Origin of the sequence: Ruegeria sp. HKCCSA071, from assembly GCF_017872555.1 — a bacterium.
GTDB lineage: Bacteria > Pseudomonadota > Alphaproteobacteria > Rhodobacterales > Rhodobacteraceae > Ruegeria.
Genome location: NZ_JAEDOX010000001.1, coordinates 820,681 through 846,103, shown reverse-complemented (window position 1 = coordinate 846,103; position 25,423 = coordinate 820,681). Strand labels below are relative to the sequence as shown.

Sequence of the window (25,423 nt, the reverse complement as noted above, 5' to 3'; positions counted from 1 at the left end):
ATGTCGGCACGCACGCCCCTGTCGGCGGGACAGATAAAGGAGAGAACAGCATGAGTGTTCGTGACGCGGTTCTGGCGAACCTGAAAAAGATCACTGATCCGGTTTCAGGTCAGGACATTGTCAGTGCAGGCATCGTGCGTGCGCTGAACGTCGAGGGCGATACGGTTCGCTTTGTCCTTGAGATCGATCCCAAGCATGCCGAAAAGATGGAACCTGTGCGCGCAACAGCCGAAAAGGCTGCGCAGATGGTTGAGGGCGTTGCAAATGTATCGGCCCTGATGACTGCGCATTCCGATAAGGCGCCGCCGGATCTGAAGCCGAAACCCAAGCCCTCGCAAACTGGACCGCAGGCCGTTCCCGGAGTTGACCGGATCATCGCGGTTGCTTCTGGCAAGGGGGGTGTGGGCAAATCCACCGTGTCGGCCAATCTGGCCTGTGCACTGGCCGCAGAAGGGCGGCGCGTGGGTCTGCTGGACGCGGATGTTTATGGGCCGTCGCAGCCTCGGATGTTAGGCGTCTCGGGCCGTCCGGCCAGCCCCGATGGCAAGACGATCCTGCCGCTGCGCAACCACGGTGTCACCATGATGTCGATGGGTCTGATGACCAACGAAGGGCAGGCGGTTGTCTGGCGGGGTCCGATGCTGATGGGCGCGTTGCAACAGATGATGAGCCAGGTGCAATGGGGTGCCCTGGACGTGCTGATCGTCGACCTGCCGCCCGGCACCGGTGACGTCCAACTGACGCTGAGCCAGAAGTTCCAAGTGGACGGCGCTATTGTCGTCTCGACGCCGCAGGATGTGGCGCTGATTGATGCCCGCAAAGGGATCGACATGTTCAATCAGCTCAAGACACCTATCGTTGGGATGATCGAAAACATGTCCACGCATATCTGCTCGAACTGTGGGCATGAAGAACACGTCTTTGGTCACGGTGGTGTCAAGTCCGAGGCCGAGGCGATGGGCGTGCCGCTGCTGGGTGAAATCCCGTTGCATCTGGACATTCGTGTCGCCGCAGACGGGGGCGCGCCTATTGTGGTCAGCAAACCGGACAGCCCTCAGGCCGAGGCTTTCCGCAAGATCGCCCGCGACATGATCGCCAAAGGCACCGCATGAGCCAACCGGTCTTTCCCCCTTTGTTGACGGGCCATCCGGTTCAGGGTGGGGAAGACCCGTTTGAACGCGCCCAGGCTATGGCGGCTTTGGGCTGCGATGCGGGGGCGGTTGTTCATAATATTCATGCTGATTACCTGCGCGTTGCGATCGTATTTGCGCCCGAGGTGCCGCTTCGGGACGCGATGGCGATGCTGCCGCTTTGTGCTGTTGGGTTTCAGAATGCGCTGGGCGCTCTGGCCCCACCCGAAGTGGCGGTGCATTTGGGGTGGGACGGTCTGATCTGTGTGAATGGCGCGAAATGCGGTGTGTTCCGTGTTTCGGCCTCCGGTGAAAACGCGGAAGAAGAACCGGATTGGTTGATTGTCGGCTGGGAGCTCGCATTGATGCAAACCAGCACCGCGCCCGGCGAAACGCCGGATGTCACAGCCCTTTATGATGAAGGCTGTGCCGAGGTTTCGGCCACGCAACTGGTCGAAAGCTGGTCACGCCATATGCTGACCTGGCTCAACCGCTGGCAGGAGGATGGCAACGCGCCCCTGCATGCCGAATGGATGGGCCTGCTGCGTGGCGTAGGTGAGCCACTGGTCGATGGCGGTGTATTCCTTGGTACGGATGAGCGGTTTGGAATGCTGATCCGCGACGGGGTCAACACCCGTCTGCGCCCGCTGACGGAACTATTGGAGAACGGACGATGAAACTGGCCCGCGCGATCCATTTCGATGAAAGCGACATGAACGTGTTCCATTCTCCGGCACGTACCGGCGAATGGTGCGTTTCGGGCGGATTCGAGTTTTCGAACTGGAGCGGCGCAGATCTGGAAGGCAAGGCGCGTCAGGCTTTTGCGAATGGCTGGCTGGGGCTGGAAACCTTTGGCCGAGTGACGTTTGTGGCGGTAACCCAGATCGAAGTCGCTGAAAGGGATCAGATCATCCGCAATCTGGCAGATCATTTCGTGCAGTATTACGGAGCGCCCTCAATCGAAGCGGCATTGGGCGTGGCACAGAACGAAATCGATCACATGTCAGAGCTCTGTGAAGACCATGCCGCCAACACGCTGCTGACCGTCGCCAGAGAATTGTCTGAGACAGGCGTGCACGAAGCCTTTCGTTTGATCACTCCGCAAGACGCACAGTTAGAGGTGCTGGCGGTGCATGGGTCGCTGGACGACTAAAAAGGGTCTACGAACCCGCCGAACTGACCACGCTTGAAGATCAGACCCTTGCCGGTGCGGTACATGACCTGATCCACATGACCGACAATGATCAGATGATCTCCGGCTTCGTGCCGGGCATGCAACCGGCAGTCAAACCGTGCCAGACAATTGGCCAGCTGTGGGCGATCAGCCTCGTCCGCCGTCCACTCGGCATGGGTGAAATCCACACCGTCGCGGGCAAATCTAAGCGCCTGGTCCTGTTGATCCTGAGCCATCACGTGGATCGAGTAATGCGTGCAGGTGCTGAACGTATCGAAGCGGTTTGACTCTCTGGCCAGACACCACAGCACCAGCGGCGGGTCCAGGGACACCGACGCGAACGAGTTTACGGTGATTGCACGCGGTCCGTCTTCGGTTTGCGCAGTTATCACGGTGACTCCCGTTCCGAAACATCCCAGCGCCTCACGAAAGGCGTGGCTTTGATCCGGGGTCGGTGTGAAAATTTTTTCCGTCATATCGCGCGCGTGTTCCTTGGCCGCGCATCAGGTGCCATGCGTGGCCCGGATTGTCCACGAAAAGCTGAACGGCGTTTGCAAATTTCAGCGTTAATTCAGGTCTTCCAGAAGACGCCCGTGTTTGCGGGTCTGGACGATGACTTCGCCAAAGGTGTTCAGCCCGCGGGCCTGCAGGATGGGCAGCATCTTGACCAGTGCCTCGGCTGTTGCCACTGCGTCGCCCAATGCCGTATGGCGCAGCGCCTCGGGGATAGTGATGTCCAGCCGTTCACAAAGTGCGTCCAGTGTATGTGTATCGCTCGCGCCGAACAAAACAGCCGACAACAGAACAGTGTCGAGTATCGGGTGATCCCATTCGACTTCCATACGCATGGCATGGCGGCGCAGGAACGCCATGTCGAACGGGGCGTTATGGGCCACGATCACCGCATCGCGCGAGAATTGGTGAAACACACGCCCGGCTTTGACGATATCCGGCGCGCCCTGAACCATGCGATCACTGATCTTGTGCACGCGTGTCGAGGCGGCAGGGATCGGAATGCCCGGATCAACAAGCATGTCCAGATGCTCGCCCGCGACGATCTTGCCTTTCACAACGCGGACCGCGCCGATTTGAACGATCTCATCCTTGTGTGGCAACAAGCCGGTTGTTTCCGTGTCGAAGACCACAAAACACAGATCCAGCAAAGAGCGGTTTTCGAACGCGCCGTCACCCGGCGTGTCCAGCAACTCGAAATCATAGACCAGCGGGCGGGCCTCATCTGGCGACATACGGGCAACGCTGTCTTCGAACACCAGCATGTAACCGGGTGCGTCCCCCAGTGGCTTCATGCGGGCCGAATAGGTTTGTCGGCCGTCCACGCTGGTCAGGGTGCAGAAGACATCCTTACCAGATTTGCACAACTTCCCATACGCGTCCGTCAACCCGGTCGATTCGATGTATTCGAAGAGCGAGGCGTTCAGGCGGGGATGCGCGATCTGGGCCAGCACCTCGGCCGCCTGTCCGTCATACAAAACGATCTGGTGTTTCGGACTGGCCAGCAACATGGCGACCGGGATTTCGGTCAGAAGGGCGGTGAGGCGCTGTTTTTCTGCCGCCAGATGAGCGGTTTCGGCTGCCACCGCCTCGGCCGTGTGCATGGCATTTGTGGCAAGTTGCTCGGCAAGGCCGGCCGCTGCCGGGGCCAGATCGCCCAAGTATCGCGCGGCCTGCATATCCAGATCGGTGCTGACACCGGCATGAGCGCGGGCCCGCAATTGCGCTGAAAGCCGTTCGATCGGCTTGGCGACATTGTCGTCAAACAACAGCCAGACACCTGCGATCAAAGCCAGCAATCCAAACCCGATCAGAACTTCGGCAAAGATGAAGTCATCAAACAGGTCAGGTTGTGCGGCCCGGGCATAGGTGATCCACAGGGCGGCGGAACTGATTGATATCCCGCCGAGCGCAAGCAGACAGAAAAACAAAAATATCCGGAGCCTGAGGCTTAACCCTGTGAGCATGGTCAAACCCCGCAGGTGGCGTCGATGATGGGGTCGGCAGGCCCGGCAGATATCCAGTCTGCATTCAGAAGACGTCCGTCATCGGAAAACTCAGCACCGTCCGCAAGGTTGGCGCGACGATTCTCGGTACAGTTTACGGCCACGGGCAGTTTTGAAACCGGGGCCCAGCGGCCGAAGAAGTAAAGATCGACAAGCCGTTGATCTGGCACGTTTTCGTTTGTTCGCACCGACACGGTATCGATGGCGGCAAAGCGGTCGACGAAGGGCATGGCGTAGGTCCACGGGCGGTAGAGGGCGCGGCTTTCAACCTCTTGCACGATTGCCATCTCCTTGGGAAGCTGTTCGCGCGTACGCTCATACCAGGAATACTCGCTGGAGATGGTCACAGCGATCATCCCCAAACCCGCCGCGACCGGAGTAACCCATTTCGGCAACTGCCCTCCGGTCAACTTGTTCAGCACAAGAACGATACCCGCAAAAGCGAAGCCCGCAAAAACAGTGCCGATCAATTCCAGAAACATCGTGTCACTCCGTTCTTCAGATGCATGTCAGCCCAGTAGTCCCTTGCCGTGGCCGACCGCCGATTGCATCGTTTTTACCACAACGAAGGCATCACGAAGATGACTTCGCTCAAAGTCCGAAAGATCGGAAGGTGGCAAATAATTGTCTGGTTTCTTGCCCGATTTGACCAGTTGGACCTGATGTTCAAGCCGGGTTTCGGCGATCAGATCATAGGCGTCCAGTAAGTCGTGTGCGCCCGACGCGCTGAGAACGCCATTGGCCTCAGCCGCTTTAAGGCGGGCGCGGGTATTGGCCTCGGGCAGTTCGCCTTGCAAGGCGTAGATCCGCGCCAGATCCACGACCGGAACAACACCATTGTGTTTCAGATCCAGCGTATTGCGATGTTCGCCCGACCGGATGGTCGCAAAACCACGCAGCAGCCCTAGCGGTGGCGTGTGTTTCAACGAGTTCGAGATCATATGTGCGACGAAGATCGAATTGGCCCGAGCTGCGGCCAATGTGTCGGCCTGCAGGTCGGCGAACAGGTCGAACGCGCCGCCAATCGGGCGCAAGTCAAACATGACCGAGGCCAGCATCTGCGCTTCGGGGTTCGGTTTGGCGATCCATCCCTTGAAATAGTCGCGCCAGACACGCACCGGCTGACACCAGCGCGGATTGGTCGCCATCATGTCGCCGGGACAATAGAAATAGCCACAGGTATCCAGCCCGTCCGACACGAACCTGGCCAGCTTTGTAAAGTATTCCATATCCGCATCGGTCACGCTGTCGTCCAGCATCATGCAGTTGTCCTGATCCGACACGCCTGTCTGCTCTTGCCGCCCTTGCGAGCCGCAGGCCAGCCATAGATACGGCACCGGGGGCGGGCCCAGTTTCTGTTCAGCAAGGGCCAGAAGGCGCCGGGTAACCGTGTCGGCAATGTCGGTGATCAGGCGCGTGACGATTTCGTGACGGTTCCCGCCTGCAACCAGTTGCACCAGCAGCTGTGGGATTTCCGCCGTTACCCGCGCCATATCTTCGGCGGTATGTGCCTGTGCGATGCGTCGCACCAGTTCGGCCGAGTTCACGGCCTGATAATATGTCAGATCGGTTTGTGTGACGATACCGACCAGCCGACCGCCCTCGGAAATCGGGACGTGGCCGATGCCGCGTTCCATCATGATGTGCAGAACGTCGGAACCGATGTCGCCGGGTGACAGGGTGACGGGGTTCGCGGTCATGATCTCGGAAATTGGTGTGGACGGAGGTAGTCCGTCCGCAACGTATTTGCCCGAGATATCCCGCAGCGTTGCGATGCCCTGCAACGTGTCGCCGTCCGTGATGCACAGCGACGAGATGCGCTTGTCGCGCATGATCTGGGCCGCTTTCTGAACAGGCGTATCCGCGGGGCAGGTGGCCGGGTTAGGTGCCATAAGAATATCAATGGAGCTGGTCGCAAGGCTTTGCGGGCTGCTGCGGTCGCCGCGTGTCCGGTCGAAGAATTTGGCGACCACATCGTGACCATCGATCAACTCGCGCACCAGATCCGGTGGCAATACTATCAGAACCGACGGAGTATGCGCACGCGCCTTGGTGGCTGCCTTGCCGTCTTTCAGCAGCCCACGCTCTCCAAAAGAATTGCGCAAGCCCAGTTGAGAGACAACGGCACCATTTTCATCGGTGATTTCAACCTGTCCTTCATAGATCACGAATACACCGGGAAGCGCATGGCCCAGTTCATAGACCGAGGTGTCTTCCTCGACTTCCCAGACCTCGATCTGTTTTACGATCTGATCCAGTGCATCAGCCGGTAACGCGTCATAGGGATGAACGGATTTCAGAAACCGGGCGATTTCATCGTGGGACAGGGGCATCTGATGTCTCCGATGTTCTGGTGAAAAAATCCCGCCCAGTGGTATGCCGGGCGGGAGTAGTGGATCGAAAGACGCGGTCGAAGGCAAGAGCCAACGACCGCATCATGCTCACTTGTTCTGAGCTGCACCCGCACCACGGGGAATGCGAACGCTTTCGACCAGTTCCTTGATCTCCTGCGGAGTTTCCTTGGTCATGCCAGCCACAACATAGGCGACAGCGAAGTTGACCATGGCACCGACAGCGCCGAACGAGGTCGACTGGATCGGACCCAGCAACGGATCGGCATCGGTGAACGAGTTGGTGCCCGGAATGAACAGCCATCCCTTGTGCAGGAAGATGTAGACCAGGGTAACGACCAGACCTGCCATCATACCTGCAACAGCACCGGTGTTGTTGATGCGGGTCGAGAAGATCCCCATCATCAGTGCCGGGAAGATAGAGGCTGCCGCCAGACCAAAGGCCAGAGCAACAGTCTGTGCCGCAAAGCCCGGAGGATTCAGACCCAGCCAGGTCGCTACAGCAATCGCCACAGCCATCGCAATCCGTGCCGACAGAAGCTCGCCTTTTTCCGAGATCTGCGGGTTGATTGCGCCCTTGATCAGGTCGTGAGACACGGCTGACGAAATCGCCAGCAGCAGGCCGGCAGCAGTCGACAGAGCAGCCGCAAGACCACCAGCAGCGACCAGACCGATCACCCAACCGGGCAGGTTGGCAATCTCGGGGTTGGCCAGAACCAGGATGTCGCGGTTGAACTTGGTCAGCTCATTTCCGACCCAGCCTTTTTGTTCCGCAATCGCCTGCATCGATTCAGACTTGTCATTGTAGTACTGAATCTTGCCGTCGCCGTTCTTGTCTTCCCAATCCAGCAGACCGGTTTTCTGCCATGTGGCCATCCAGTCGTACCGAGCATCATTGTCGATCTGTTCGACTGTAACGGCACCACCTTCGATGCCACCATTGGGCCACATCATGTCGGTGATGTTCAGACGGGCCATTGCGCCAACAGCCGGAGCGGTCAGATACAGCAGCGCGATGAAGACCAACGCCCAGCCAGCCGACCAACGTGCGTCAGACACTTTGGGAACGGTGAAGAAGCGCATGATAACGTGCGGCAGACCGGCGGTACCGATCATCAGCGACAGGGTGAACAGCACCATGTTCAGCGTGTTCGAGTGATGGGCCGTGTATTCGTTGAAGCCCAGCTCTGTCACGATGCCGTCCAGCTTGGTCAGCAGCGGTACACCGCTTGCAGTGTCGCCAAACAGACCCAGCGCCGGAATCGGAGTGCCGGTCAGCTGTAGCGAGATAAAGATGGCAGGGATGGTGTAGGCGGTGATCAGCACGCAGTACTGAGCGACCTGTGTATAGGTCACGCCCTTCATCCCTCCGAACACCGCGTAGGCAAACACAACGCCTGCACCGATCAACAGCCCGGTGGTGTTCGACACTTCCAAGAAGCGGCCAAAGGCAACCCCAACACCGGTCATCTGACCGATAACGTAGGTCACCGATGCAACAATCAGACAGATCACCGCAACGATGCGTGCTGTCTGGCTGTAGAAGCGGTCGCCGATGAACTCCGACACGGTGAACTTGCCGAACTTCCGCAGGTAAGGCGCAAGCAGCAGGGCCAACAGCACGTAGCCACCCGTCCACCCCATCAGGAAGGTCGAGTTGTCATAGCCGGTAAAGGCAATCAGGCCCGCCATCGAGATGAACGAGGCCGCAGACATCCAGTCTGCCGCTGTCGCCATACCGTTGGTGACCGGGTGTACGCCGCGACCGGCGGCGTAGAACTCTGATGTGGAACCCGCGCGGGCCCAGATCGCGATGCCGATGTACAGCGCAAAGGATGCGCCGACAAACAGCAGGTTGATGGTAAACTGATCCATTATCCCCGCTCTCCCTTACTCTTCATCCACGCCGTGTTCGGCGTCCAGCTTGTTCATGCGCCAGGCGTAGTTGAAGATCAGCACCAGAAAGACCAGGATCGATCCTTGCTGAGCGAACCAAAAGCCCAGATCAGTACCACCGACGGCGATGCCCGACAGCAGCGGACGCAGCAGGATGCCGAATCCAAATGACACCAGCGCCCAGATCACGAGGCTGATGTAGATGAGGCGCAGGTTGGCCTGCCAATAGCCCTTGTCGGCTTCGGCTGCCTGCGCGGAGTTTGTAGATTGATCCGCCATTGCGGGTTCCTCCTTCGCTTCCTCGTTTGGCGGCCCGGTGCCCAACTCCTCCAGTGCGTCGGTCCGCTTCTCGACAATGCCCAACACCGTGTGGTGACAGGCAAAACTCCACCAGTCCGCCAAGGCGGTCTTTTGAAGTATTCTTTTTAGGATCAAAGCCTTGTGGCTTTTCTCCTCCCCTTAACTCATTACGTCGCCGACGATCCCTTCGAGATCGCCTGCGATATCTTCGATCCTGCCCATAGCATTGATGCGTTTCAGAACACCGTGACTGTCGTAGTAGGTGATCAACGGCGCGGTCTGTGCGTGATAAGCCGCCAGGCGCGAAGCCACGGTTTCAGCGTTGTCATCCGCGCGGCGCTTGAATTCGGTGCTGCCGCACTTGTCGCACTTACCGTCTTCGGCAGGCTTCTTAAACTGGTCGTGGTACCCTTCACCGCAGCCCGCGCAGGTATAGCGGCCCGAGATGCGGATCACCATTTCTGCATCTTCCACTTCCAGGCTGATTGCTGCGTTGATCTTTTGGTCATTGGACGCCAGCAGACCATCCAGCGCCTCGGCCTGAACCGTTGTGCGGGGGAACCCATCCAGAATGACACCCTTGGCGCAATCTGGTTGCGCCATACGATCGCGCAGGATCGCAATGACGATCTCGTCACTGACCAGATCACCGGCTTCCATCACGGCTTTGGCGGCTTTGCCTGCTTCGGTACCTGCGGCAACGGCTTCGCGCAACAGGTCACCCGTGCTGAGTTGAACAAGTCCGAATTTTTCTTCCAGCATCCGGGCCTGCGTGCCCTTCCCGGCGCCCGGAGGGCCGAGAAGGATAAGAACAGCGGGTGTGGTGATTGTGGCAGCTTCCATCACATCCTCACTTGTTCGCGCGGTTTTCGATCAGGTCTTCGACCACCGACGGGTCGGCCAGCGTCGAAGTGTCACCCAGCGAACCGAAATCGTTTTCGGCGATCTTGCGCAGGATGCGACGCATGATCTTGCCCGAACGTGTTTTGGGCAGGCCCGGGGCCCACTGGATCACATCGGGGCTGGCGATCGGTCCGATCTCGGTCCGGACCCAGGTGCGCAACTCCTTGCGGAGCTCTTCGCTTGGTTCACGGTCGTTCATCAAAGTGACATAGCAATAGATGCCTTGCCCCTTGATTTCATGAGGATATCCGACAACAGCGGCTTCTGCGACGGCGGCGTGTGCTACCAGTGCGCTTTCCACCTCGGCCGTTCCCATGCGGTGGCCGGACACGTTGATCACATCGTCCACGCGGCCGGTGATCCAGTAGTCGCCATCTTCATCGCGGCGGCAGCCATCACCAGTGAAGTAGTAGCCTTTGTAATCCGAGAAATAGGTCTTTTCGAACCGCTCATGATCGCCCCAGACGGTGCGCATCTGGCCCGGCCAGCTGTCTTTGATGCAGAGCACACCCTCGACACCATTGCCTTCGATCTCGACGCCGGACTGCGGGTCCAACACCACCGGTTCGATGCCAAAGAACGGCTTCATTGCCGATCCGGGCTTCATTGCATGGGCACCGGGCAGGGGGGTCATCAGGTGACCGCCGGTTTCCGTTTGCCACCATGTATCCACGATGGGACATTTGCCCTTTCCGACGACATCGTTGTACCAGTTCCAGGCTTCGGGGTTGATCGGCTCACCCACGGTTCCCAAAGTGCGCAGATCGCTGAGGTCGCATTTCTCGACAAACTCTTTGCCCTGACCCATCAGGGCGCGGATCGCTGTAGGCGCGGTGTAGAATTGGTTCACCTTGTGCTTTTCGCAGACCTGCCAGAAACGCGAGGCGTCCGGGAAGGTTGGTACACCTTCAAACATCAGCGTGGTCGCACCGTTGGCCAGCGGGCCATAGACGATATAGCTGTGGCCGGTGACCCAGCCCACATCCGCAGTACACCAATACACGTCGCCTTCATGATAATCGAAGGTGATCTCATGCGTCATTGCGGCGTAAACCAGATAGCCGCCGGTTGTGTGAACAACGCCTTTTGGCTGACCGGTCGAGCCAGAGGTGTATAGGATGAACAGCGGATCTTCAGCGCTCATTTCGGCTGGTGCGCAGTAGTCGTCCGCCTCAAGGGCCATTTCGTTGTAATCAAAGTCACGACCGTCGATCCAGGTGGTCTGACCACCGGTGCGTTTTACGACAAGGCACTTGACGGTATCCTTGCAGTGCAGCAGCGCCGCGTCGGCATTGGATTTCAGGGGCGTTTTACGACCACCGCGCGGAGCCTCGTCCGCAGTTATGACGACCTTGGCGTCACAGCCATTGATCCGGGCCGCCAACGCGTCCGGCGAGAAGCCTGCAAAAACGATAGAGTGAATTGCGCCGATCCGCGCACAGGCCAGCATGGCATATGCAGCCTCGGGGATCATCGGCAGATAAATGACAACGCGGTCGCCTTTGCGCACACCCAAAGATTCAAGGACATTCGCCATGCGGCAAGTGCGGCGGTGCAACTCCGCGTAAGAGATATGCTGAGCCGGATCATTTGGATCGTCCGGCTCCCAGATGATTGCCGTTTGATCACCGCGGGTTTTCAGGTGGCGATCCAGACAGTTGGCCGAAACATTCAAGGTGCCATCGGCATACCAGTTTATCTTAACCGAACCGAAATCGTAGTTAACGTCTTTGACCTGGGTGAAGGGTTTGATCCAGTCAACGCGCTTGCCTTGCTCGCCCCAGAATGCGTCGGGGTCACTGATCGAAGCGGCGTACATGTCGGAATATTTTTCGGCATCAACATGCGCACGTGCGACGGTTTCTGCGGATGGCGGATAGGTCTTGGCATCTGCCTGGGCAGCGGTGGTCATTTTTGAGGCTCCTCCCTCTGGACTGGATTTCGTTGGGATATTTTTTGCCACTTGGTCCGGCAATGTCGATCCCGTTCCTCCCCGAGGTCGAATATTACCGAGTTCTGAAAATAAATAAATAAATTGCCGGAATCCCTGAATTTATTTGTAAAGAAATTTCTAACTATGGTCGCACGTAGTAAAGAAAGTTCGAAAATTCCGTAAAAACGCATTTAAAATAAATGGATATGTGTAACACATTTCCTGCCTGCGATGCTTGGCATATGCGGGTGTCGGTCCGTGAACATCTGGTTTTTCTTCGTGCGCAATCCAAGCGGGAACTCCTTCTGAGACCGGCGGAATACCAGCGCAGGGTTGGCACATTAGAATGTTGGCGCTAGCTTGATCCTCAAGCGCCTCGGGAGGAGGCGCATCAATGGGAGATCAAATGATGAAAAACATGTTGAGCGGCGCCGCCGTCGCCGCCCTGAGCTTTGCCTTTGTCGGCGAAGCTTTTGCTACTGAATGGAACGCATCGGTCTGGGGCAAGCGTCGAGCCTTCACCGAACATGTTGAAAAACTGGCCGAACTCGTCAGTGAAAAAACCGGTGGCGAATTCACCATCAATGTCAGCTATGGCGGGTTGTCCAAGCCGCGTGAAAATCTGGACGGAATTGAAATCGGCGCATTCGAGATGGCTCAGTTCTGTGCGGGTTACCACCGCGACAAAAACCGCGCGATTACCGTTCTGGAGTTGCCTTTTCTCGGCGTGAACAACTTGCAGGAGGAGGTGGCGGTAAGCCATGCGGTATATGACCATCCCGCAGTCAAGGATGAGATGGCCCAATGGAACGCCCGCATCATCATGACCTCACCTATGCCACAGTATAATCTGGTCGGCACCGGCGAGCCGCGCGATGAACTGGCTGATTTTGAAGGAATGCGGGTCCGGGCCACTGGTGGTTTGGGGCAAGCCTTCGAGGCGGTCGGAGGTGTTCCGACATCAGTTCCCGCAACCGAAGCGTTCAATGCAATGGAATCCGGTGTGGTCGATACCGTGGCCTTTGCCCAGCACGCACATCTGTCTTTCGGGACGATCAACGAAGCCGACTGGTGGACGGCTAACCTGAACCCGGGAACGGTAAACTGCCCGGTCGTGGTCAACATTGACGCTTACGAGGCTCTGCCGGCCGCGCATCGCGAGGCACTGGACAGCTCGATTGATGAGGCCATTGCGCACTACCTCGCGAATTATGGCGGACTGCTCGAGCAATGGGACAGTGTTCTGCAAGAAAAGGGTGTCCAGAAAGTCATGATTGATGATGCCGTGATTGCAGAATTCCGCACCAAAGCAGCCGACCCGATCCGTGAAAAGTGGATCGCGGAAATGACGGAACAGGGGCTGCCAGCGCAGGATCTTTTTGATCTCGTGCAGATGACGCTGACGCAACAGCGCGGCGGCAACTGATCCTGAACCCGGGTGCCTGCTAGGCACCCGGTACACCAATATTGGGGAAAACTGGAATGGCAGGACAGGCCACAGTGCTGGTGGACGGAAGTCGTCTGAGCCAGCTGGATCAGCAGTTGTTGAAACTGGAGCGTTTTCTAGCGCTCATCAGCGGTTTGGCAGTATTTGGCCTGATGGTCCTGGCCGTTATCTCGGTCAGTGGGCGCAATGCCCTGAATGCCCCATTGCCAGGATATGTTGACTGGATCGAACAGGCGATGCCATTGATCGCATTTCTTGGCATTTCTTATGTTCAACGCGACGGTGGCCACATCCGCATGGACATCGTTCTGTCGCGCCTTCACGGCAGAGGGCTGTGGTTGTTCGAACTGATCTCGGTGGTTTTGATCCTACTTCTGATGCTTGCGTTGGTTTGGGGCAGCTGGTCTCACTTCGACCGCTCCTTTGATTTCGGCGCACCATTGTGGAGTCGGGACAGTTCCATTGATATCGGAATTCCGCTGTGGCCCGCCAAACTACTGGCCCCTATCGCGTTTTCTGTTCTGTGCCTGCGGCTTGCCTTGCAGATCTTGGGGTATGGTCGGGCTTTTTTGCTGGGACTGGAAACTCCGGTGGCCGTTCCGTTGATTCAGGACGCGGCAGCACAAGCAGCGGCTGAGGCCGAACAGTTCGAAGGGCAGGACTGATTTATGGACACGATTGAAATTGGCCTTTGGGTCACGGGCGGGCTTCTGGTCTTTGTCGTGGTCGGCATGCGCGTGGCTTTTGCTGCGGGTTTGGCCGGGTTAATTGGGCTGATTTGGATTTTTTGGGCCAAGTTTGGGTATGATCCGGCGCGGTTTGGAAAAGCGCTGACTGTTGCGGTCAAAACCGCCGGGCAAGTGCCGCATTCCAAAGTTGCCTCTCATACTCTTAGCCTGATCCCGACCTTTATCCTGATCGGGTATCTGGCTTACTACGCAGGTCTCACGCGGGCATTGTTCGAGGCTGCAAAACGCTGGGTCGCATGGGTTCCCGGAGGGTTGGCGGTTTCAACCGTATTCGCCACTGCTGGTTTCGCCGCGGTGTCGGGTGCCTCGGTTGCCACCTCTGCCGTCTTCGCCCGCATCGCGATCCCGGAAATGCTGAAGGTAGGCTACAACAAACGCTTTGCTGCTGGTGTGGTGGCCGCCGGAGGAACGCTGGCATCACTGATTCCACCATCGGCTATTCTGGTGATCTACGCGATCATCGTCGAGCAGGATGTTGGGAAGCTGCTGTTGGCGGGGTTCATTCCGGGCGCGTTTTCAGCGATCATCTATGCCGTGCTGATTGTCGGGATCGCTGTGATCTTTAAATCTGTCGGTCCTCCAGTCACAGGCTTTACATGGAAACAGCGCTTTTCGGCCCTTCCCGGAGCCATTCCTATTGTTGCCGTCATCCTGATTATCATCTGCTTTGTCTATAACCCGTTTGGTGAAAAAGCGTGGGGCACACCGACGGAAGGCGGCGCAATCGGCGCCTTCATTGTCTTCTGCTTCGCCTTGTTCCACGGGATGCGATGGAGTGAGTTCAAATCCGCGTTGCTAGAGACGGCCAAGCTTACTGCGATGATCTTTTCGATCATCTGGGGCGTTCTGATCTATGTGCGGTTTCTAGGGTTCGCAGACCTTCCCGGCGCCTTTTCTGACTGGATAACTGGGCTCGAGATGTCGCCCATGTTGATCCTGATCTGTATTCTTCTTGCCTACGCCGTGTTGGGCATGTTCATGGATGCGATTGGAATGCTGCTCTTGACCTTACCTGTTGTTTATCCGGCGGTCATGGCGCTGAATGGTGGTGAATCTGTCAGTGCCGCAGACAGTGCGTTTGGCATGTCCGGCCCTATGTGCGCGATCTGGTTCGGAATTCTGGTAGTCAAGATGGCCGAATTCTGCCTGATCACACCGCCCATCGGACTCAACTGCTTTGTCGTCGCCGGGGTGCGACCGGATTTGAGTGTTCAGGATGTTTTCAGGGGTGTGACACCCTTTTTCGTTGCCGACGCTCTGACCATAGCAATGCTCGTGGCTTTCCCTGGTATTGTACTCTACCTGCCATCGCTTGCGGGGTAGGTAGGATGTGAGGCTCTGCCTCGCGCTCCGGGATATTTAAAGCCAGATGAAGAAGGGATCCCCTGCTTCATCTGGCCAACAAATATCCCGGGGGAGGCGCCCGGCACGGGCGGCGGGGGCAGAGCCCCCTTAGGCGCGCCTAACCGGCCCGCATCAGCATTCCGAACAGGTCGCGCGGATCGTCCGGGTCGGCCAACATGTCCAGAGGCTCAAAGAACGCAGTGCCTTCGATCACCTGCTTGACATAGCGCAGGGCTGAGAAATCTTCGATCGCGAACCCAACGCTGTCGAACAGGGTGATTTGGCGGTCGTCGGTGCGCCCTTTGGCGGCACCGGTCATAACCTGCCACATCTCGGTCACGGGATGATCGGCATCCAGCGCCTGAATCTCGCCCTCGATCCGGGTTTGCTCGGGGTATTCGACAAAGATGTCTGAGCGCAGCAGGATATCGCGATGCAATTCAGTCTTGCCGGGACAATCGCCACCGATGGCGTTGATGTGGACGCCGGGGCCGACCATGTTGTCGGTGAGTATGGTGGCATATTTCTTGTCGGCCGTGCAGGTGGTGATGATCTGAGCGCCTTCAATAGCGTCTTCCGGCGTCTTGCATGGGATGACCGTCAGGCCTTTGCCTTGCAGGTTTGCGGTGCATTTCGCTGTTGCACCGGGATCGGTATCGTAAAGCCGGACAGTGTCGATCCCGCACATTGCCTTGAAAGCGAGGCATTGAAACTCGGACTGCGCCCCATTGCCGATCATGGCCATGGTGGTGGCATTCTTTGGGGCAAGATAGCGCCCGACCAGAGCAGACGTTGCCGCCGTGCGCAACGCCGTCAGCATCGTCATTTCGGTCAGCAGGGTGGGGTACCCAGTGTATACATCCGCCAGCAATCCGAATGCGGTCACTGTTTGCAGCCCCTCTGAGGTGTTTTTGGGATGGCCGTTCACGTATTTGAACCCATATGCCTCACCATCCGAGGTGGGCATCAGTTCAATCACGCCGTGGGGAGAATGCGCCGGGATACGGGGTGTCTTGTCAAAGCTCTCCCACCGTTTGAAATCGGATTCGATCTGATCGGCAATCTGAACGATCATCTGTTCCACACCGATGTGGTGAACCAGCCGCATCATGTTGTCGACGGACACAAAAGGCACGAGTGCCTTGTCAGAAGGTTGCATCGTACTCTCCTATCGGCGGGCAAGGTGGACGCCTGCAATCATGCAGCGCACTGACCCACCAGCAGTTTCAATTGTTGGGACGGACAGTGGCAAAGGCGTTGCACTGGCTTGGATTATTTCGATTTGATCAGGGGTCAGCGCGCCTAACGCTCGGCTCGACAAGGCCAGCACCAATCCATCGCGTCCCTTCAACTCGATTGCATTCCCCGCAAACTCGGCGATTTGGTCATGAGTCAGATCAATCACGGTTCGACCGGATTCCTCTAACCGATTGCGAATAGTCATGCGGCGGTCGGGGTCCGATATCATGTCGAGGCAGATTAAGGCATAATGAGTGCCGATCCCCATCAATACGTTGGTATGATAAACGTCCCTGCCTTTTGCGTCGCGGGCCTGAAAGGCAATTGGTTCATAGTTGAAATGCGTGCAGAACCGTTCCAGCAAGACCGGGTCGGCGCGATTGGACGTGACCGTATACGCGATGCGGGCAATGTGGTCCAACACCATCGCACCGGTTCCTTCCAGCGCAAGGTTGTCTTGTTCCAGCCCGGAATAGTCTATGACATCCTGCACGCGATACTCGTGTTTGAGCAGTTCGATTACATCGGTTCGCCGCTCGCGTCGGCGAGATGGCACGAACATCGGGTAAACTGCTATGTGACCACCTGGATGTGTGGAAAACCAATTGTTCGGGAAAACGCTGTCGGGTGTGTCGAGATCGCCAAAATCATCAAATACGTGAACAGTGATTCCTGTGTCGCGCAGGCGTTGAACTGCCTGGTCATGCTCATCTCTTGCAGCTTCCGACGTGGTTTCGTCAGACGTGATACTCAGCGTTTGAAACGCGTTGTCATCGCGTGTTTCCGGGTTGGAGGCAAAAGCATGTGGCCGGATCATTACCGCGGCAGATGGTGCTTGTAGCGATAGCATCAGAAACTCCGGGTGGGGCGGTCAAAGATGCGGCGGCCCATAAGTGAAGCGGCCAGATCGACCATCAGCTTTGCCGTGCGGCCACGTTCATCCAGAAACGGGTTCAGTTCGACAAGATCCAGAGAACTGACCAGTCCGCTTTCATGCAGCAGTTCCATGACCAGATGGGCTTCGCGCTCGGTCGCGCCGCCAGGAACAGTGGTGCCGACGGCAGGGGCAATGGCCGGGTCCAGGAAATCAACATCCAACGAGACGTGAAGAAGGGCGTTTTCAGCTTTGACGCGATTCAGAAACGCCAGCAGCGGCGCCTTGATCCCATGTTCGTCAATGCTGCGCATGTCGGCCAGCATCGCACGGTTCTGTTCCAGCGCAGAACGTTCCGCCGGATCGACAGAGCGCAGGCCGATCATACCGACGCGGTCCGTGGGCACGATAGCGGGTAAGGGTGGAAGCGCCTCGAATCCTGGCCTTCCTGTAAAATAAGCGACGGGTGTCCCATGCAGGTTGCCGCTGTCTGTGCTGTTGGGGGTGTGAAAGTCACTATGCGCATCCAACCATAGAACGAACAGCGGGCGGTCGACCTTAGCAGCATAGGCGGCCATCCCGGTCACGGTTCCCATGGATAATGCATGATCGCCGCCCATGAAGATTGGAATGCCCTGTTCAGCCGCTGTTAATGCGGCCTTGCTCAGCGCTTGTGTCCAACCGATGCATTCGGGCAGCGCGAACAGGTGCGGATGCTCAGGCAAGGCGGTTTCTTCAGGTTGTACGTTGCCCCAATCGCAAACCGAGTGACCAAGATCGGTCAAGGCCTGATCCAGCCCAGCCACGCGATATGCATCAGGACCCATTCGGCAACCCTGACGCCGTTTTCCGGCGTCCATCGGCGCGCCGACTAAAATGATTTTTTTGCGTTTCATGTGGTTCATTTAGGCCGTCACTGTGTCTTGCGTGAAGAGCACAAAATGCTCAAAATGGTTCAGGAAGTTCCTTAATGGGAAAGAGGTATGGACGAATTGGATAGTCGTCTGCTGGGCGCGTTGCAGCGCGACGCGCGCGCCAGCCTGTCAGAGCTGTCGGAAACGCTTGGTGTGACCCGCACGACGGTGCGCAGCCGTTTGCAACGGCTCAAGCAATCCGGTGAGATCGTCGGTTTTACCGTGTTGACGCGTCGGGATCTGGCGCAAAGCCCGGTACGTGGGCTGATGATGCTAGAAATCGAGGGGCGCGGCACCGAGCGCGTGATGTCCCGGATTGGAGCCATGCGGCAGGTCACAGCGGTCCATTCGACCAACGGCAGTTGGGATTTGATTGCGGAAATCAGTACAGAAACTCTGGCTGAACTGGACGAGGTTTTGTTTCAAATTCGCAAGATTGACGGTGTTACACGTTCGGAAACGAACCTGCTGCTGTCAACGCGCAAGGGGCGGCTCTAGTGCTTTGAGATGAATGCGAATTGTGCCAGAGTTTGTGAGCAGACAGGGTGCGGCTTACCCTAAGGTAGGTCGCTTGCCGTCTAAGGGGTCAGTATATCCGGAAGGCTTACGGCATGACGACATCTGAAAAGGGCGACGAGCCTTTAGCCGGACAATGGGTCGAACGACTTGTTGCCCTGCTGGAAAAACCTTGGCTGCGCATCGCGTTACCGGTCGTTATTACCGGGATTGCCCTTTCGGTTTTGCACGATCTGTCGGCCCATGTGAAATGGTCGGATGTCCAGACCGATATTTCGGCGACATCATGGAAACTGATGTTTTTAGCGGTGTGCTGGACAGCGTTTAGCTTTTTGTCGCTGTCGCTTTATGATGTGTTCGCGGTACAAAGCGTGGCGGACGGGAAGGTGCCGTTACCTGTCGCGGGGATGGCCGGAGCCAGCGGATACGCGGTTTCGAACTGCCTTGGGTTTTCCTACATTACAGGAACTGCGATCCGGTATCGAATATATGCGTCGCTTGGCTTGGACCTTGGCCGGGTGGCTGGCGTAATCGCGACCTCGTGGGTGGCGTTCTGGATGGGTCTGATCCTGATTTTGGGTTTGTTGCTGACCCTGCACCCGGATGGAATATCCAAGGTGATGCCCGTCAGCGAAACGGCCGAAACCATCATAGGATTGTGCTTGCTGGCTGCATTTGTCGCGATGTTCATATGGTTGTCCAGCGGTGGCCGGCGGTTGGCTGTTGCAGGCGTCGGTTTCGATCTGCCCGGCGGGAAACTGGCAGGCCTGCTGACGTTGGCTGCCATTGGCGACCTATTTGGCGCATCCATGGTGCTTTACGTTTTGATGCCGGATGATCTGGGTGTCGGGTACCCGTACTTCTTCACGATCTATATCTCTGCCATTGCCGTTGGGATCCTAAGCCATGCGCCGGGTGGGATCGGCGTGTTTGAGGCGACATTGATTGCCGGTCTGGGGGCGTCGGGCCGTTCGGATGTGATTGCTGCGTTGCTGCTGTACCGGGTGGTTTACACTTTTCTGCCATTTGCAGTCGCCAGCCTTTCCATTGCCGTTGCATCTGCCTTGACGCAAAGACACATGATTGGTGGTGCCGCCATCTGGGTCTATCGCGTGATCCGTCCCATGGTTCCGATGGTCGCGGCCGGGGTTGCCGCGGCGGCCGGAGTGATCTTGCTGGTGTCGGGCGCTTTGCCAGCTGGGGCGCAAAAGCTCGGCACGCTGAAAGATATTCTGCCGCTTTCGTTTGTCGAGGCTTCGCATCTAGCAGGCAGCGTCGTAGGCGTGTTGCTGTTGCTGGTCTCGCGCGGGTTGTTCCGCAAGCTCTACCGGGCATGGATCGTTGCGATGGTGCTGATGGGGGCAGGGTTCTTTGCTTCGCTTGCAAAGGGGCTCGACATCCACGAAGCGCTTTCGATGCTGGGAACGATTGGTCTGCTGGCCATGTTTCGTGGCGCGTTCTACCGAGTCAGCGGCGCGTCGATATTTAGGCTGAACATCCCATGGCTGATCAGTGTCGTGGTTCTGCTGGCGGTGATTTTCTGGATCGGGCTGTTTGCATATTCGCATGTCGAATACCAAAACGATCTGTGGTGGCAGTTTGCCTGGAACGGTGACGCTTCGCGCTTTCTGCGGTCCAGCCTTGTTGTGGCCGTGATCGTGGGCATTGTTGCCGTGAACTCTCTGTTCGGGCGTGAGATACCGACACCGCAGCGGGTTGAAATCCCAGAGGTTGTGGAGCAGCTGGTGATGGAGAGTGAGGATACGGAATCCCAGATCTCGCTTACCGGCGACAAGCAATTCCTGATCTCACCGGATGAGACCGCGTTTATCGCCTACGCCGACACGGGCAATGCGCTGATTTCAAAAGGAGAACCTGTTGGTGACGAGAGGGCCGGGCAGCAACTGATCTGGCAACTTCGGGAAATGGCGGATCGCGAAGGTAAACTCTGCGCGTTCTACAGTGTCTCGACCAAATATCTGCCGACTTTTCTGGATCTTGGACTGTCGATCCTGAAGATTGGTGAGGTTGCGCGGGTGTCATTGCACGACTTCTCACTGGACGGAAAGTCGCGCAAGCGGTTCCGGCAGGCCAAGAACCGTGCTCAACGCGAAGGATATGTGTTCGAGATCATTCCGAAAGAAGAACTGGCGCCTCTGTTGCCAGACTTGCGTGGGATTTCAGACCGCTGGCTTGCGCAAAAGGCCGGTGCAGAAAAGGGCTTTGCGCTGGGTGGATTTGATGATCAATACCTGTCCTATTTCGATCATGCGATCCTGCGTGATGGCAACACCGGCAAGATCATGGCCTTTGCCAACCTGTTCCAAGGGGGAAATAAATCCGAGTTATCACTGGACCTTATGCGCTATGAACCCGATAGCCCAAGTTTCGTCATGGACGCTCTTTTCGCCGACATGATGGATTGGGGTGCGCAGCAGGGTTTTCACTGGTTTTCACTGGGTGCCGCACCGTTCTCAGGGATTGAGAACCGTCAGCTTGCCTCGCTTTGGAACCGGATTGGAGGGTTCGTTTACGAACATGGCGAACAGTTCTACCATTTTGAGGGTCTTCGTGCGTTCAAGCAGAAGTTCGATCCGGAATGGAGCCCGAATTATCTGGCCAGCCCCGGCGGGCTGGCGGCGCCCCGCATCCTCTATGAGGTCAATATCCTGATCTCGGGCGGGTTGCGCGGGTTAACCAAGTAGCACCTAATTCAGGCTCGCGCGGGTTGGGGTTTTCTGCAGCAGATCGCCCCAATCCGTGCGATAGGCCATCTCGGCCAGAACGGTTTCAGGCAGGAATTCCTGATTTTGACGGATTTGCCATCCGCCGCCCAGGCCCTTGTAAACCGCCACTAGGTTGCTGGATACTTGCTGCCGCGCCTCGATCAGGTTGGCCTGTGATCGCAATAGCGCGGTCTGGGTGTTCAGAACACGCGAATAATCGGCAATGCCGTCTGTATACTGGTTGACGGCGATTTCGGCAGCTTTGCGTGAGGCCTCGACACTTTGCTGATAGAACCCGACCTGCTTACGTGCCTGCGCATAAGCGACCATGGCACTTTCAACTTCGGAATAAGCTGTCAGCACAGTGTTCTGATAATTCGCAATCAGCGCCTGGTAAGCGGCGTCTTGCGCGCGAACATTGTTCTTGATGCGGCCATAGTTCAGCACATTCCAGACCACACCAGCACTGGCCAGTCCCGTTGTGCTGCCACCGCTGAACAGATCGCGCCCGCCGGATGCCTGCAGACCGATCGCGCCCGACAGGATAAATTGGGGATACAGGTCCGCCATCGCGATGCCCACCTGTGCTGATTGCGTGGCTGCCGCCAGTTCAGCCGCGCGCACATCCGGGCGGCGGCGCAGCAATTCAGCGGGAACGCCCACAGCCACATTTGCTCGGGCCGATGGAATGCGTCCGGTATTGCCCAACAGACCGGTCATGCGTGAAGGTGTTGTGCCCAACAACACCGCAAGCGCGTTCTTGGTCTGTTGCAGGTCGCTTTCCAGTTCCGGTACCAGCGCCTTAGTGTTGTTCAGTAGGGCGGTGGATTCTTGCACGTCCAGTTCCGTGGTGACGCCATTGTTGAACCGCAGCTGAGTCAGGTCTGCCGAGTCCTGCTGCAATTTGATGTTCTCGCGCGCAATTGCCAGCGTCTCCTGCAACGCCCGGATATTGACGTAAAGCGCGGCGACGTCCCCGGTCAGCGTAACCAACGCGTCGTCGTAATTCGCCACTTGCAGGGCCAGGTTGGATCGCGCCGCCTGAACACCGCGCCGCTGGGCACCCCAGACGTCCAGCTCCCACTGGGCATCGAAGCCGACTTGCGAGGTCGAGAATTCGGTATCCAGCGGGATGACGCGATTAACATCCGAAATCGGCCCCAGATTGTCACTGATCTGGCGCCGTTCAAGCGATCCGCCTATGGCCTGCGACTGTGGATAAAGCTCGCCAAAGGTGATACCCAGTTGTGCGCGAGCCTGCAAAACCCGCGCGCCAGCGACCTGAAGTGTCAGGTTCTGGGCGTAGGCCTCGGCAATCAGTTTGTTGAGGGTCGGATCATTGAATGTCTGCCACCATTTCACGACAGGCGCACTGCGCGACGTCAGCCCGCTTTGACCAGTGCTGGGGTTGTTGACCTCGATCCACTGTTTCACGACCGGTGAGTTGGGGCGCACGAAATCCGGCCCAACGGGTGTGCAGGCCGCAAGAGTGGCGGCACAAATGGCGGTTCCCAGCAACCTGCGGAGTGTCATGGCGCGCATCCTCAGATATCCAGAGGTCGGATGAAGTTGGCGAAAGAATAGAGGCGGATGTTGATACGCCTCAGAAACTCAAAACTTTTGCCTTGGCCTGTATAGATCGCCACTGCGGCATGGCCGCCCGCTGGGAAAATGTGGTCTTCCGGAACATCGACGGTGATCTGAACAGCAATCCGACCGGGCAGTTTGGGCAGCTCGAAACCGGGCAGGCGGCCCGACGGGATGAGTTGCCCTTGCCGGGTCGCCCACCAGATCGCTTCGACCTTGCCTGTCAGGATTTCACCGGGATAAAGATCAAGTGCGACTTCGACCTCTTGCCCCGGCTCGACAAATTTCAGGTTCTGCTGGCGGAATGTGGCAAGGATATAAGGGCTTTCATCAGTCACAAAGCTGGCAATCGCACCCAACCGGACGTCACCGACTACCAATCCGGGGCGAGCCTGCTGCGAGACGATCATGCCATTTTCAGGCGCATAGATTGTTGTGTTTTCCAGAAAATACTCGGCTTCGGCCAATTGCGTCTGCGCCTGAAGGACGCCGGTGTTCACGCCGTCAATCTGCGATTCCAGCGCCAGCTGAGCCTTGGCCAGGTTCGCCTCGGCCTGTTTGACGGCAGCCTGATCTTCCGTCACCTGTTCGTTCCAACGGTCGAGGTCGTCCTGACGGGCGCCTCCGGCAGGAACAAGGTTTTCATACCTTGCCTGTTGAGTTTGCGCATAAGCCAGTTGTGCATTGGCTCGTTCGACAGCTTCGGTCGAGGCAATGACATCCTGTTCAAGGATCTTGGCGTTCTGCTGTGCCGCCACCAACTGGGCCTGCGCATTATCGACCGCCAGAGAAAACACCGTATCGTCGAACCGATAAAGCGGATCGCCCTTTGTGACCGGTGTGTTCGGTTCAACAAGCACCTCGGACAGGATCGTCGGCTGTGTCAGCTTAGGGATGATCTGTATTGTCGAACGCACCACGTGGCTGTCTGCCGAAAACGGCTGAAAGAAGCGCAATGCCACAAGGAAGATCAGCAGCAGATGTGCGCCCACCCAGAACGAAACAATGCCCCAGGCTATGTTGAACTTCAGCCATTCCAGCTTGAAGAAAATGAGCCAGACGAAAATGATGTAGAACAGCGTGATGCCGAGGGCGACGAACATAGGTATTAGGGTCCTTCGGCTTTAACCGGGTTGTGTGTCGTCTGTGTCCAGACGATCCTGGTATTCGGGCTTGACCTTGCCGCCCAGACGTTTGATTTCATCGCGAATGGCATCTTTTTCCTCGTCCGGGCCGCGGCGAATATCGACCGTGACGCCATCGTGGAAAGCCCACATGAAAGCGTGAACCCAAGGCACGACAGCCAAGAACCCCATCCAGCCCATGATCTTTACAGCTTCGGCATGGGGATGATTGCGTTTGATCGCGATCCGCCCCGGAAGGCCCATAATGAACAGGAACAGCGCCATAACCGCTGCAAGCAGCAGGATCAGCGCGGCAAATGTCAGATAGTCATAATAGCCAAGCGGCTGGCCCAATAGTCCCATGCGTTTGCCTCCATCAGGGGAAGGTTAGGGTATCTCAATCATTCGCTTTCAGTTCGTCAATCAACTTGTAGTCCGTAGGTGGGTCATCACAAATGCCCGGTCCGCATTCCAGCAGAGTTGAACCGGCATTCAGCACGGCCAGTGCCAGCATGACAAAGAAGGCGGTTTTGGCCAGCTTGTTTCCCCCAAATCGCCCCTCGCTGGTCGCGCCCGAGTCGTATTGGCGATCAAAAAGCAGCATGAACGACGTACCCAGCAGGACAAGGAAAAAGGCGATGCCCGCCCAAGTGTAGTAATGCAGCCCCAGAACGGGCGAACCGTAGTGGCCGGTTCCCGGCACAATGTGCAACAGGATTTGCCGGATCGAAACGCTGCCGCCATACAAAGCGGCAATCAGCATGATGGCATAGTGCTGCGGTCGCGCGCCATACAGCAGGTTCAAGCCCAGCCCGACGCCGACAGCAACAAAGCCGACACGCTGCAACAGGCAAAGCGGGCAAGGTAGTTCGTAAAGGACAAGTTGATAGAAGAACGCCAGCGCCAGAACAAGACAGACAGCCAGCATTCCGATCGCGTTCAGTGTACGTGACAGTTCAGGTGTCATGACGAGGCCCTCATAGCTGAATTTTCAGCTGACTGGTGGCGTGGAATTTCAACCAGTAGATACTCAGAGCAATTGTGAGGAAGAACAACGCATTGCCTGCCTTCTTCATGTTGAAATAGTTGAGCCCCATCGTGGCGGTAAGTAGTACAAATAAAAGCGCAATCATGGCCCGGTGCTCCCCTCCCGTGCTCATATCTTTATGCAGACGATAGTGTCAGGCCGGGTGGCATC

At 57.3% G+C, this 25,423-nt stretch carries 24 protein-coding genes; 8 read left to right on the top strand and 16 right to left on the bottom strand.

The window, feature by feature from the left end; translation table 11 throughout:
* Window positions 1-50: 50 nt before the first annotated feature.
* The 3 genes from I9188_RS04200 to I9188_RS04190 are packed head-to-tail and all read left to right on the top strand — an operon-like array spanning window position 51 to window position 2,283.
* Complete coding sequence (locus I9188_RS04200; protein WP_209504169.1) at window positions 51-1,112, top strand: Mrp/NBP35 family ATP-binding protein; 1,062 nt, start codon at window positions 51-53, stop codon at window positions 1,110-1,112.
* On the top strand, window positions 1,109-1,807 hold the full coding sequence (locus I9188_RS04195; protein ID WP_209504168.1) for a biotin/lipoate--protein ligase family protein: 699 nt from the start codon (window positions 1,109-1,111) through the stop codon (window positions 1,805-1,807). Before I9188_RS04200 ends, I9188_RS04195 begins: the two co-directional genes overlap by 4 nt.
* Complete coding sequence (locus tag I9188_RS04190; protein WP_209504167.1) at window positions 1,804-2,283, top strand: DUF6505 family protein; 480 nt, start codon at window positions 1,804-1,806, stop codon at window positions 2,281-2,283. The genes I9188_RS04195 and I9188_RS04190 overlap by 4 nt, the downstream gene beginning before the upstream one ends.
* On the opposite strand, the gene I9188_RS04185 is transcribed toward I9188_RS04190, so the two are convergent.
* The 8 genes from I9188_RS04185 to acs all read right to left on the bottom strand — a co-directional run bounded on the left by I9188_RS04185 (window position 2,280) and on the right by acs (window position 11,684).
* On the bottom strand, window positions 2,280-2,780 hold the full coding sequence (locus I9188_RS04185) for a flavin reductase family protein (RefSeq protein ID WP_209504166.1): 501 nt from the start codon (window positions 2,778-2,780) through the stop codon (window positions 2,280-2,282). The genes I9188_RS04190 and I9188_RS04185 overlap by 4 nt on opposite strands.
* A 90-nt stretch (window positions 2,781-2,870) precedes the next feature.
* A complete protein-coding gene (locus I9188_RS04180) occupies window positions 2,871-4,283 on the bottom strand; it encodes a 3'-5' exonuclease (protein ID WP_209504165.1) in 1,413 nt (470 codons plus the stop codon).
* A gap of 2 nt (window positions 4,284-4,285) precedes the next feature.
* Window positions 4,286-4,804: a hypothetical protein gene (locus I9188_RS04175; RefSeq protein ID WP_209504164.1), complete on the bottom strand. Its 519-nt coding sequence runs from the start codon at window positions 4,802-4,804 to the stop codon at window positions 4,286-4,288.
* Window positions 4,805-4,831: 27 nt separating this feature from the next.
* On the bottom strand, window positions 4,832-6,655 hold the full coding sequence (locus tag I9188_RS04170; RefSeq protein ID WP_209504163.1) for a putative nucleotidyltransferase substrate binding domain-containing protein: 1,824 nt from the start codon (window positions 6,653-6,655) through the stop codon (window positions 4,832-4,834).
* 108 nt (window positions 6,656-6,763) lie between these two features.
* Entirely contained in the window at window positions 6,764-8,548 is a 1,785-nt protein-coding gene (locus tag I9188_RS04165) for a sodium:solute symporter family protein (protein WP_209504162.1), read from the bottom strand.
* A 15-nt stretch (window positions 8,549-8,563) separates the two neighbouring features.
* The gene (locus tag I9188_RS04160; protein ID WP_209504901.1) at window positions 8,564-8,848 is read right to left on the bottom strand and encodes a DUF4212 domain-containing protein; all 285 of its coding nucleotides are present in this window, start codon (window positions 8,846-8,848) and stop codon (window positions 8,564-8,566) included.
* Between the two features lie 180 nt (window positions 8,849-9,028).
* The gene (locus I9188_RS04155; RefSeq protein WP_209504161.1) at window positions 9,029-9,712 is read right to left on the bottom strand and encodes an adenylate kinase; all 684 of its coding nucleotides are present in this window, start codon (window positions 9,710-9,712) and stop codon (window positions 9,029-9,031) included.
* 7 nt (window positions 9,713-9,719) lie between these two features.
* Complete coding sequence (gene acs, locus I9188_RS04150; protein ID WP_209504160.1) at window positions 9,720-11,684, bottom strand: acetate--CoA ligase; 1,965 nt, start codon at window positions 11,682-11,684, stop codon at window positions 9,720-9,722.
* A gap of 430 nt (window positions 11,685-12,114) precedes the next feature.
* Here acs and I9188_RS04145 point away from each other — a divergent pair, with 430 nt between their 5' ends.
* The 3 genes from I9188_RS04145 to I9188_RS04135 are packed head-to-tail and all read left to right on the top strand — an operon-like array spanning window position 12,115 to window position 15,224.
* The gene (locus tag I9188_RS04145; RefSeq protein WP_209504900.1) at window positions 12,115-13,131 is read left to right on the top strand and encodes a C4-dicarboxylate TRAP transporter substrate-binding protein; all 1,017 of its coding nucleotides are present in this window, start codon (window positions 12,115-12,117) and stop codon (window positions 13,129-13,131) included.
* A 56-nt stretch (window positions 13,132-13,187) separates the two neighbouring features.
* The gene (locus I9188_RS04140; protein ID WP_209504159.1) at window positions 13,188-13,817 is read left to right on the top strand and encodes a TRAP transporter small permease; all 630 of its coding nucleotides are present in this window, start codon (window positions 13,188-13,190) and stop codon (window positions 13,815-13,817) included.
* Between the two features lie 3 nt (window positions 13,818-13,820).
* Window positions 13,821-15,224, top strand: a complete 1,404-nt coding sequence (locus I9188_RS04135; protein WP_209504158.1) for a TRAP transporter large permease — start codon at window positions 13,821-13,823, stop codon at window positions 15,222-15,224.
* Between the two features lie 139 nt (window positions 15,225-15,363).
* Here I9188_RS04135 and I9188_RS04130 read toward each other — a convergent pair whose 3' ends face one another.
* The 3 genes from I9188_RS04130 to rocF are packed head-to-tail and all read right to left on the bottom strand — an operon-like array spanning window position 15,364 to window position 18,254.
* Window positions 15,364-16,404 (bottom strand): ornithine cyclodeaminase, encoded by a 1,041-nt coding sequence (locus tag I9188_RS04130; protein WP_209504157.1) that lies wholly within the window; start codon window positions 16,402-16,404, stop codon window positions 15,364-15,366.
* 9 nt (window positions 16,405-16,413) lie between these two features.
* Window positions 16,414-17,334 carry an arginine deiminase-related protein gene (locus tag I9188_RS04125; protein WP_209504156.1) on the bottom strand — a complete coding sequence of 307 codons (921 nt, stop codon included), beginning with the start codon at window positions 17,332-17,334 and terminating at the stop codon, window positions 16,414-16,416.
* A complete protein-coding gene (gene rocF, locus I9188_RS04120; RefSeq protein ID WP_209504155.1) occupies window positions 17,334-18,254 on the bottom strand; it encodes an arginase in 921 nt (306 codons plus the stop codon). The genes I9188_RS04125 and rocF overlap by 1 nt, the downstream gene beginning before the upstream one ends.
* Window positions 18,255-18,341: 87 nt before the next feature.
* On the opposite strand from rocF, the gene I9188_RS04115 reads away from it, so the two are divergent.
* Both I9188_RS04115 and mprF read left to right on the top strand, forming a co-directional pair.
* On the top strand, window positions 18,342-18,770 hold the full coding sequence (locus I9188_RS04115) for an Lrp/AsnC family transcriptional regulator (protein ID WP_209504154.1): 429 nt from the start codon (window positions 18,342-18,344) through the stop codon (window positions 18,768-18,770).
* A gap of 113 nt (window positions 18,771-18,883) precedes the next feature.
* Entirely contained in the window at window positions 18,884-21,493 is a 2,610-nt protein-coding gene (gene mprF, locus I9188_RS04110) for a bifunctional lysylphosphatidylglycerol flippase/synthetase MprF (RefSeq protein WP_209504153.1), read from the top strand.
* A 3-nt stretch (window positions 21,494-21,496) separates the two neighbouring features.
* On the opposite strand, the gene I9188_RS04105 is transcribed toward mprF, so the two are convergent.
* Genes I9188_RS04105 through I9188_RS04085 form a run of 5 tightly spaced genes read right to left on the bottom strand, consistent with a single transcriptional unit; the run spans window position 21,497 to window position 25,385 of the window.
* The gene (locus I9188_RS04105) at window positions 21,497-23,047 is read right to left on the bottom strand and encodes an efflux transporter outer membrane subunit (protein ID WP_245220411.1); all 1,551 of its coding nucleotides are present in this window, start codon (window positions 23,045-23,047) and stop codon (window positions 21,497-21,499) included.
* Window positions 23,048-23,058: 11 nt separating this feature from the next.
* Window positions 23,059-24,204: an efflux RND transporter periplasmic adaptor subunit gene (locus I9188_RS04100; RefSeq protein ID WP_209504151.1), complete on the bottom strand. Its 1,146-nt coding sequence runs from the start codon at window positions 24,202-24,204 to the stop codon at window positions 23,059-23,061.
* Window positions 24,205-24,225: 21 nt separating this feature from the next.
* The gene (locus I9188_RS04095; RefSeq protein ID WP_209504150.1) at window positions 24,226-24,588 is read right to left on the bottom strand and encodes a DUF3302 domain-containing protein; all 363 of its coding nucleotides are present in this window, start codon (window positions 24,586-24,588) and stop codon (window positions 24,226-24,228) included.
* Between the two features lie 34 nt (window positions 24,589-24,622).
* Window positions 24,623-25,192: a disulfide bond formation protein B gene (locus tag I9188_RS04090; RefSeq protein ID WP_209504149.1), complete on the bottom strand. Its 570-nt coding sequence runs from the start codon at window positions 25,190-25,192 to the stop codon at window positions 24,623-24,625.
* A gap of 10 nt (window positions 25,193-25,202) precedes the next feature.
* A complete protein-coding gene (locus tag I9188_RS04085; RefSeq protein WP_209599590.1) occupies window positions 25,203-25,385 on the bottom strand; it encodes a DUF5993 family protein in 183 nt (60 codons plus the stop codon).
* Between the last annotated feature and the right edge of the window lie 38 nt (window positions 25,386-25,423).

What these genes read in the sequence shown, in the direction of transcription:
- I9188_RS04200 (WP_209504169.1), top strand. Translation starts at nt 51, where the DNA reads ATGAGTGTTCGTGACGCGGTTCTGGCGAACCTGAAAAAGATCACTGAT.
- I9188_RS04195 (WP_209504168.1), top strand. Translation starts at nt 1,109, where the DNA reads ATGAGCCAACCGGTCTTTCCCCCTTTGTTGACGGGCCATCCGGTTCAG.
- I9188_RS04190 (WP_209504167.1), top strand. Translation starts at nt 1,804, where the DNA reads ATGAAACTGGCCCGCGCGATCCATTTCGATGAAAGCGACATGAACGTG.
- I9188_RS04185 (WP_209504166.1), bottom strand. Translation starts at nt 2,780, where the DNA reads ATGACGGAAAAAATTTTCACACCGACCCCGGATCAAAGCCACGCCTTT.
- I9188_RS04180 (WP_209504165.1), bottom strand. Translation starts at nt 4,283, where the DNA reads ATGCTCACAGGGTTAAGCCTCAGGCTCCGGATATTTTTGTTTTTCTGT.
- I9188_RS04175 (WP_209504164.1), bottom strand. Translation starts at nt 4,804, where the DNA reads ATGTTTCTGGAATTGATCGGCACTGTTTTTGCGGGCTTCGCTTTTGCG.
- I9188_RS04170 (WP_209504163.1), bottom strand. Translation starts at nt 6,655, where the DNA reads ATGCCCCTGTCCCACGATGAAATCGCCCGGTTTCTGAAATCCGTTCAT.
- I9188_RS04165 (WP_209504162.1), bottom strand. Translation starts at nt 8,548, where the DNA reads ATGGATCAGTTTACCATCAACCTGCTGTTTGTCGGCGCATCCTTTGCG.
- I9188_RS04160 (WP_209504901.1), bottom strand. Translation starts at nt 8,848, where the DNA reads ATGGCGGATCAATCTACAAACTCCGCGCAGGCAGCCGAAGCCGACAAG.
- I9188_RS04155 (WP_209504161.1), bottom strand. Translation starts at nt 9,712, where the DNA reads ATGGAAGCTGCCACAATCACCACACCCGCTGTTCTTATCCTTCTCGGC.
- acs (WP_209504160.1), bottom strand. Translation starts at nt 11,684, where the DNA reads ATGACCACCGCTGCCCAGGCAGATGCCAAGACCTATCCGCCATCCGCA.
- I9188_RS04145 (WP_209504900.1), top strand. Translation starts at nt 12,115, where the DNA reads ATGAAAAACATGTTGAGCGGCGCCGCCGTCGCCGCCCTGAGCTTTGCC.
- I9188_RS04140 (WP_209504159.1), top strand. Translation starts at nt 13,188, where the DNA reads ATGGCAGGACAGGCCACAGTGCTGGTGGACGGAAGTCGTCTGAGCCAG.
- I9188_RS04135 (WP_209504158.1), top strand. Translation starts at nt 13,821, where the DNA reads ATGGACACGATTGAAATTGGCCTTTGGGTCACGGGCGGGCTTCTGGTC.
- I9188_RS04130 (WP_209504157.1), bottom strand. Translation starts at nt 16,404, where the DNA reads ATGCAACCTTCTGACAAGGCACTCGTGCCTTTTGTGTCCGTCGACAAC.
- I9188_RS04125 (WP_209504156.1), bottom strand. Translation starts at nt 17,334, where the DNA reads ATGCTATCGCTACAAGCACCATCTGCCGCGGTAATGATCCGGCCACAT.
- rocF (WP_209504155.1), bottom strand. Translation starts at nt 18,254, where the DNA reads ATGAAACGCAAAAAAATCATTTTAGTCGGCGCGCCGATGGACGCCGGA.
- I9188_RS04115 (WP_209504154.1), top strand. Translation starts at nt 18,342, where the DNA reads ATGGACGAATTGGATAGTCGTCTGCTGGGCGCGTTGCAGCGCGACGCG.
- mprF (WP_209504153.1), top strand. Translation starts at nt 18,884, where the DNA reads ATGACGACATCTGAAAAGGGCGACGAGCCTTTAGCCGGACAATGGGTC.
- I9188_RS04105 (WP_245220411.1), bottom strand. Translation starts at nt 23,047, where the DNA reads ATGACACTCCGCAGGTTGCTGGGAACCGCCATTTGTGCCGCCACTCTT.
- I9188_RS04100 (WP_209504151.1), bottom strand. Translation starts at nt 24,204, where the DNA reads ATGTTCGTCGCCCTCGGCATCACGCTGTTCTACATCATTTTCGTCTGG.
- I9188_RS04095 (WP_209504150.1), bottom strand. Translation starts at nt 24,588, where the DNA reads ATGGGACTATTGGGCCAGCCGCTTGGCTATTATGACTATCTGACATTT.
- I9188_RS04090 (WP_209504149.1), bottom strand. Translation starts at nt 25,192, where the DNA reads ATGACACCTGAACTGTCACGTACACTGAACGCGATCGGAATGCTGGCT.
- I9188_RS04085 (WP_209599590.1), bottom strand. Translation starts at nt 25,385, where the DNA reads ATGAGCACGGGAGGGGAGCACCGGGCCATGATTGCGCTTTTATTTGTA.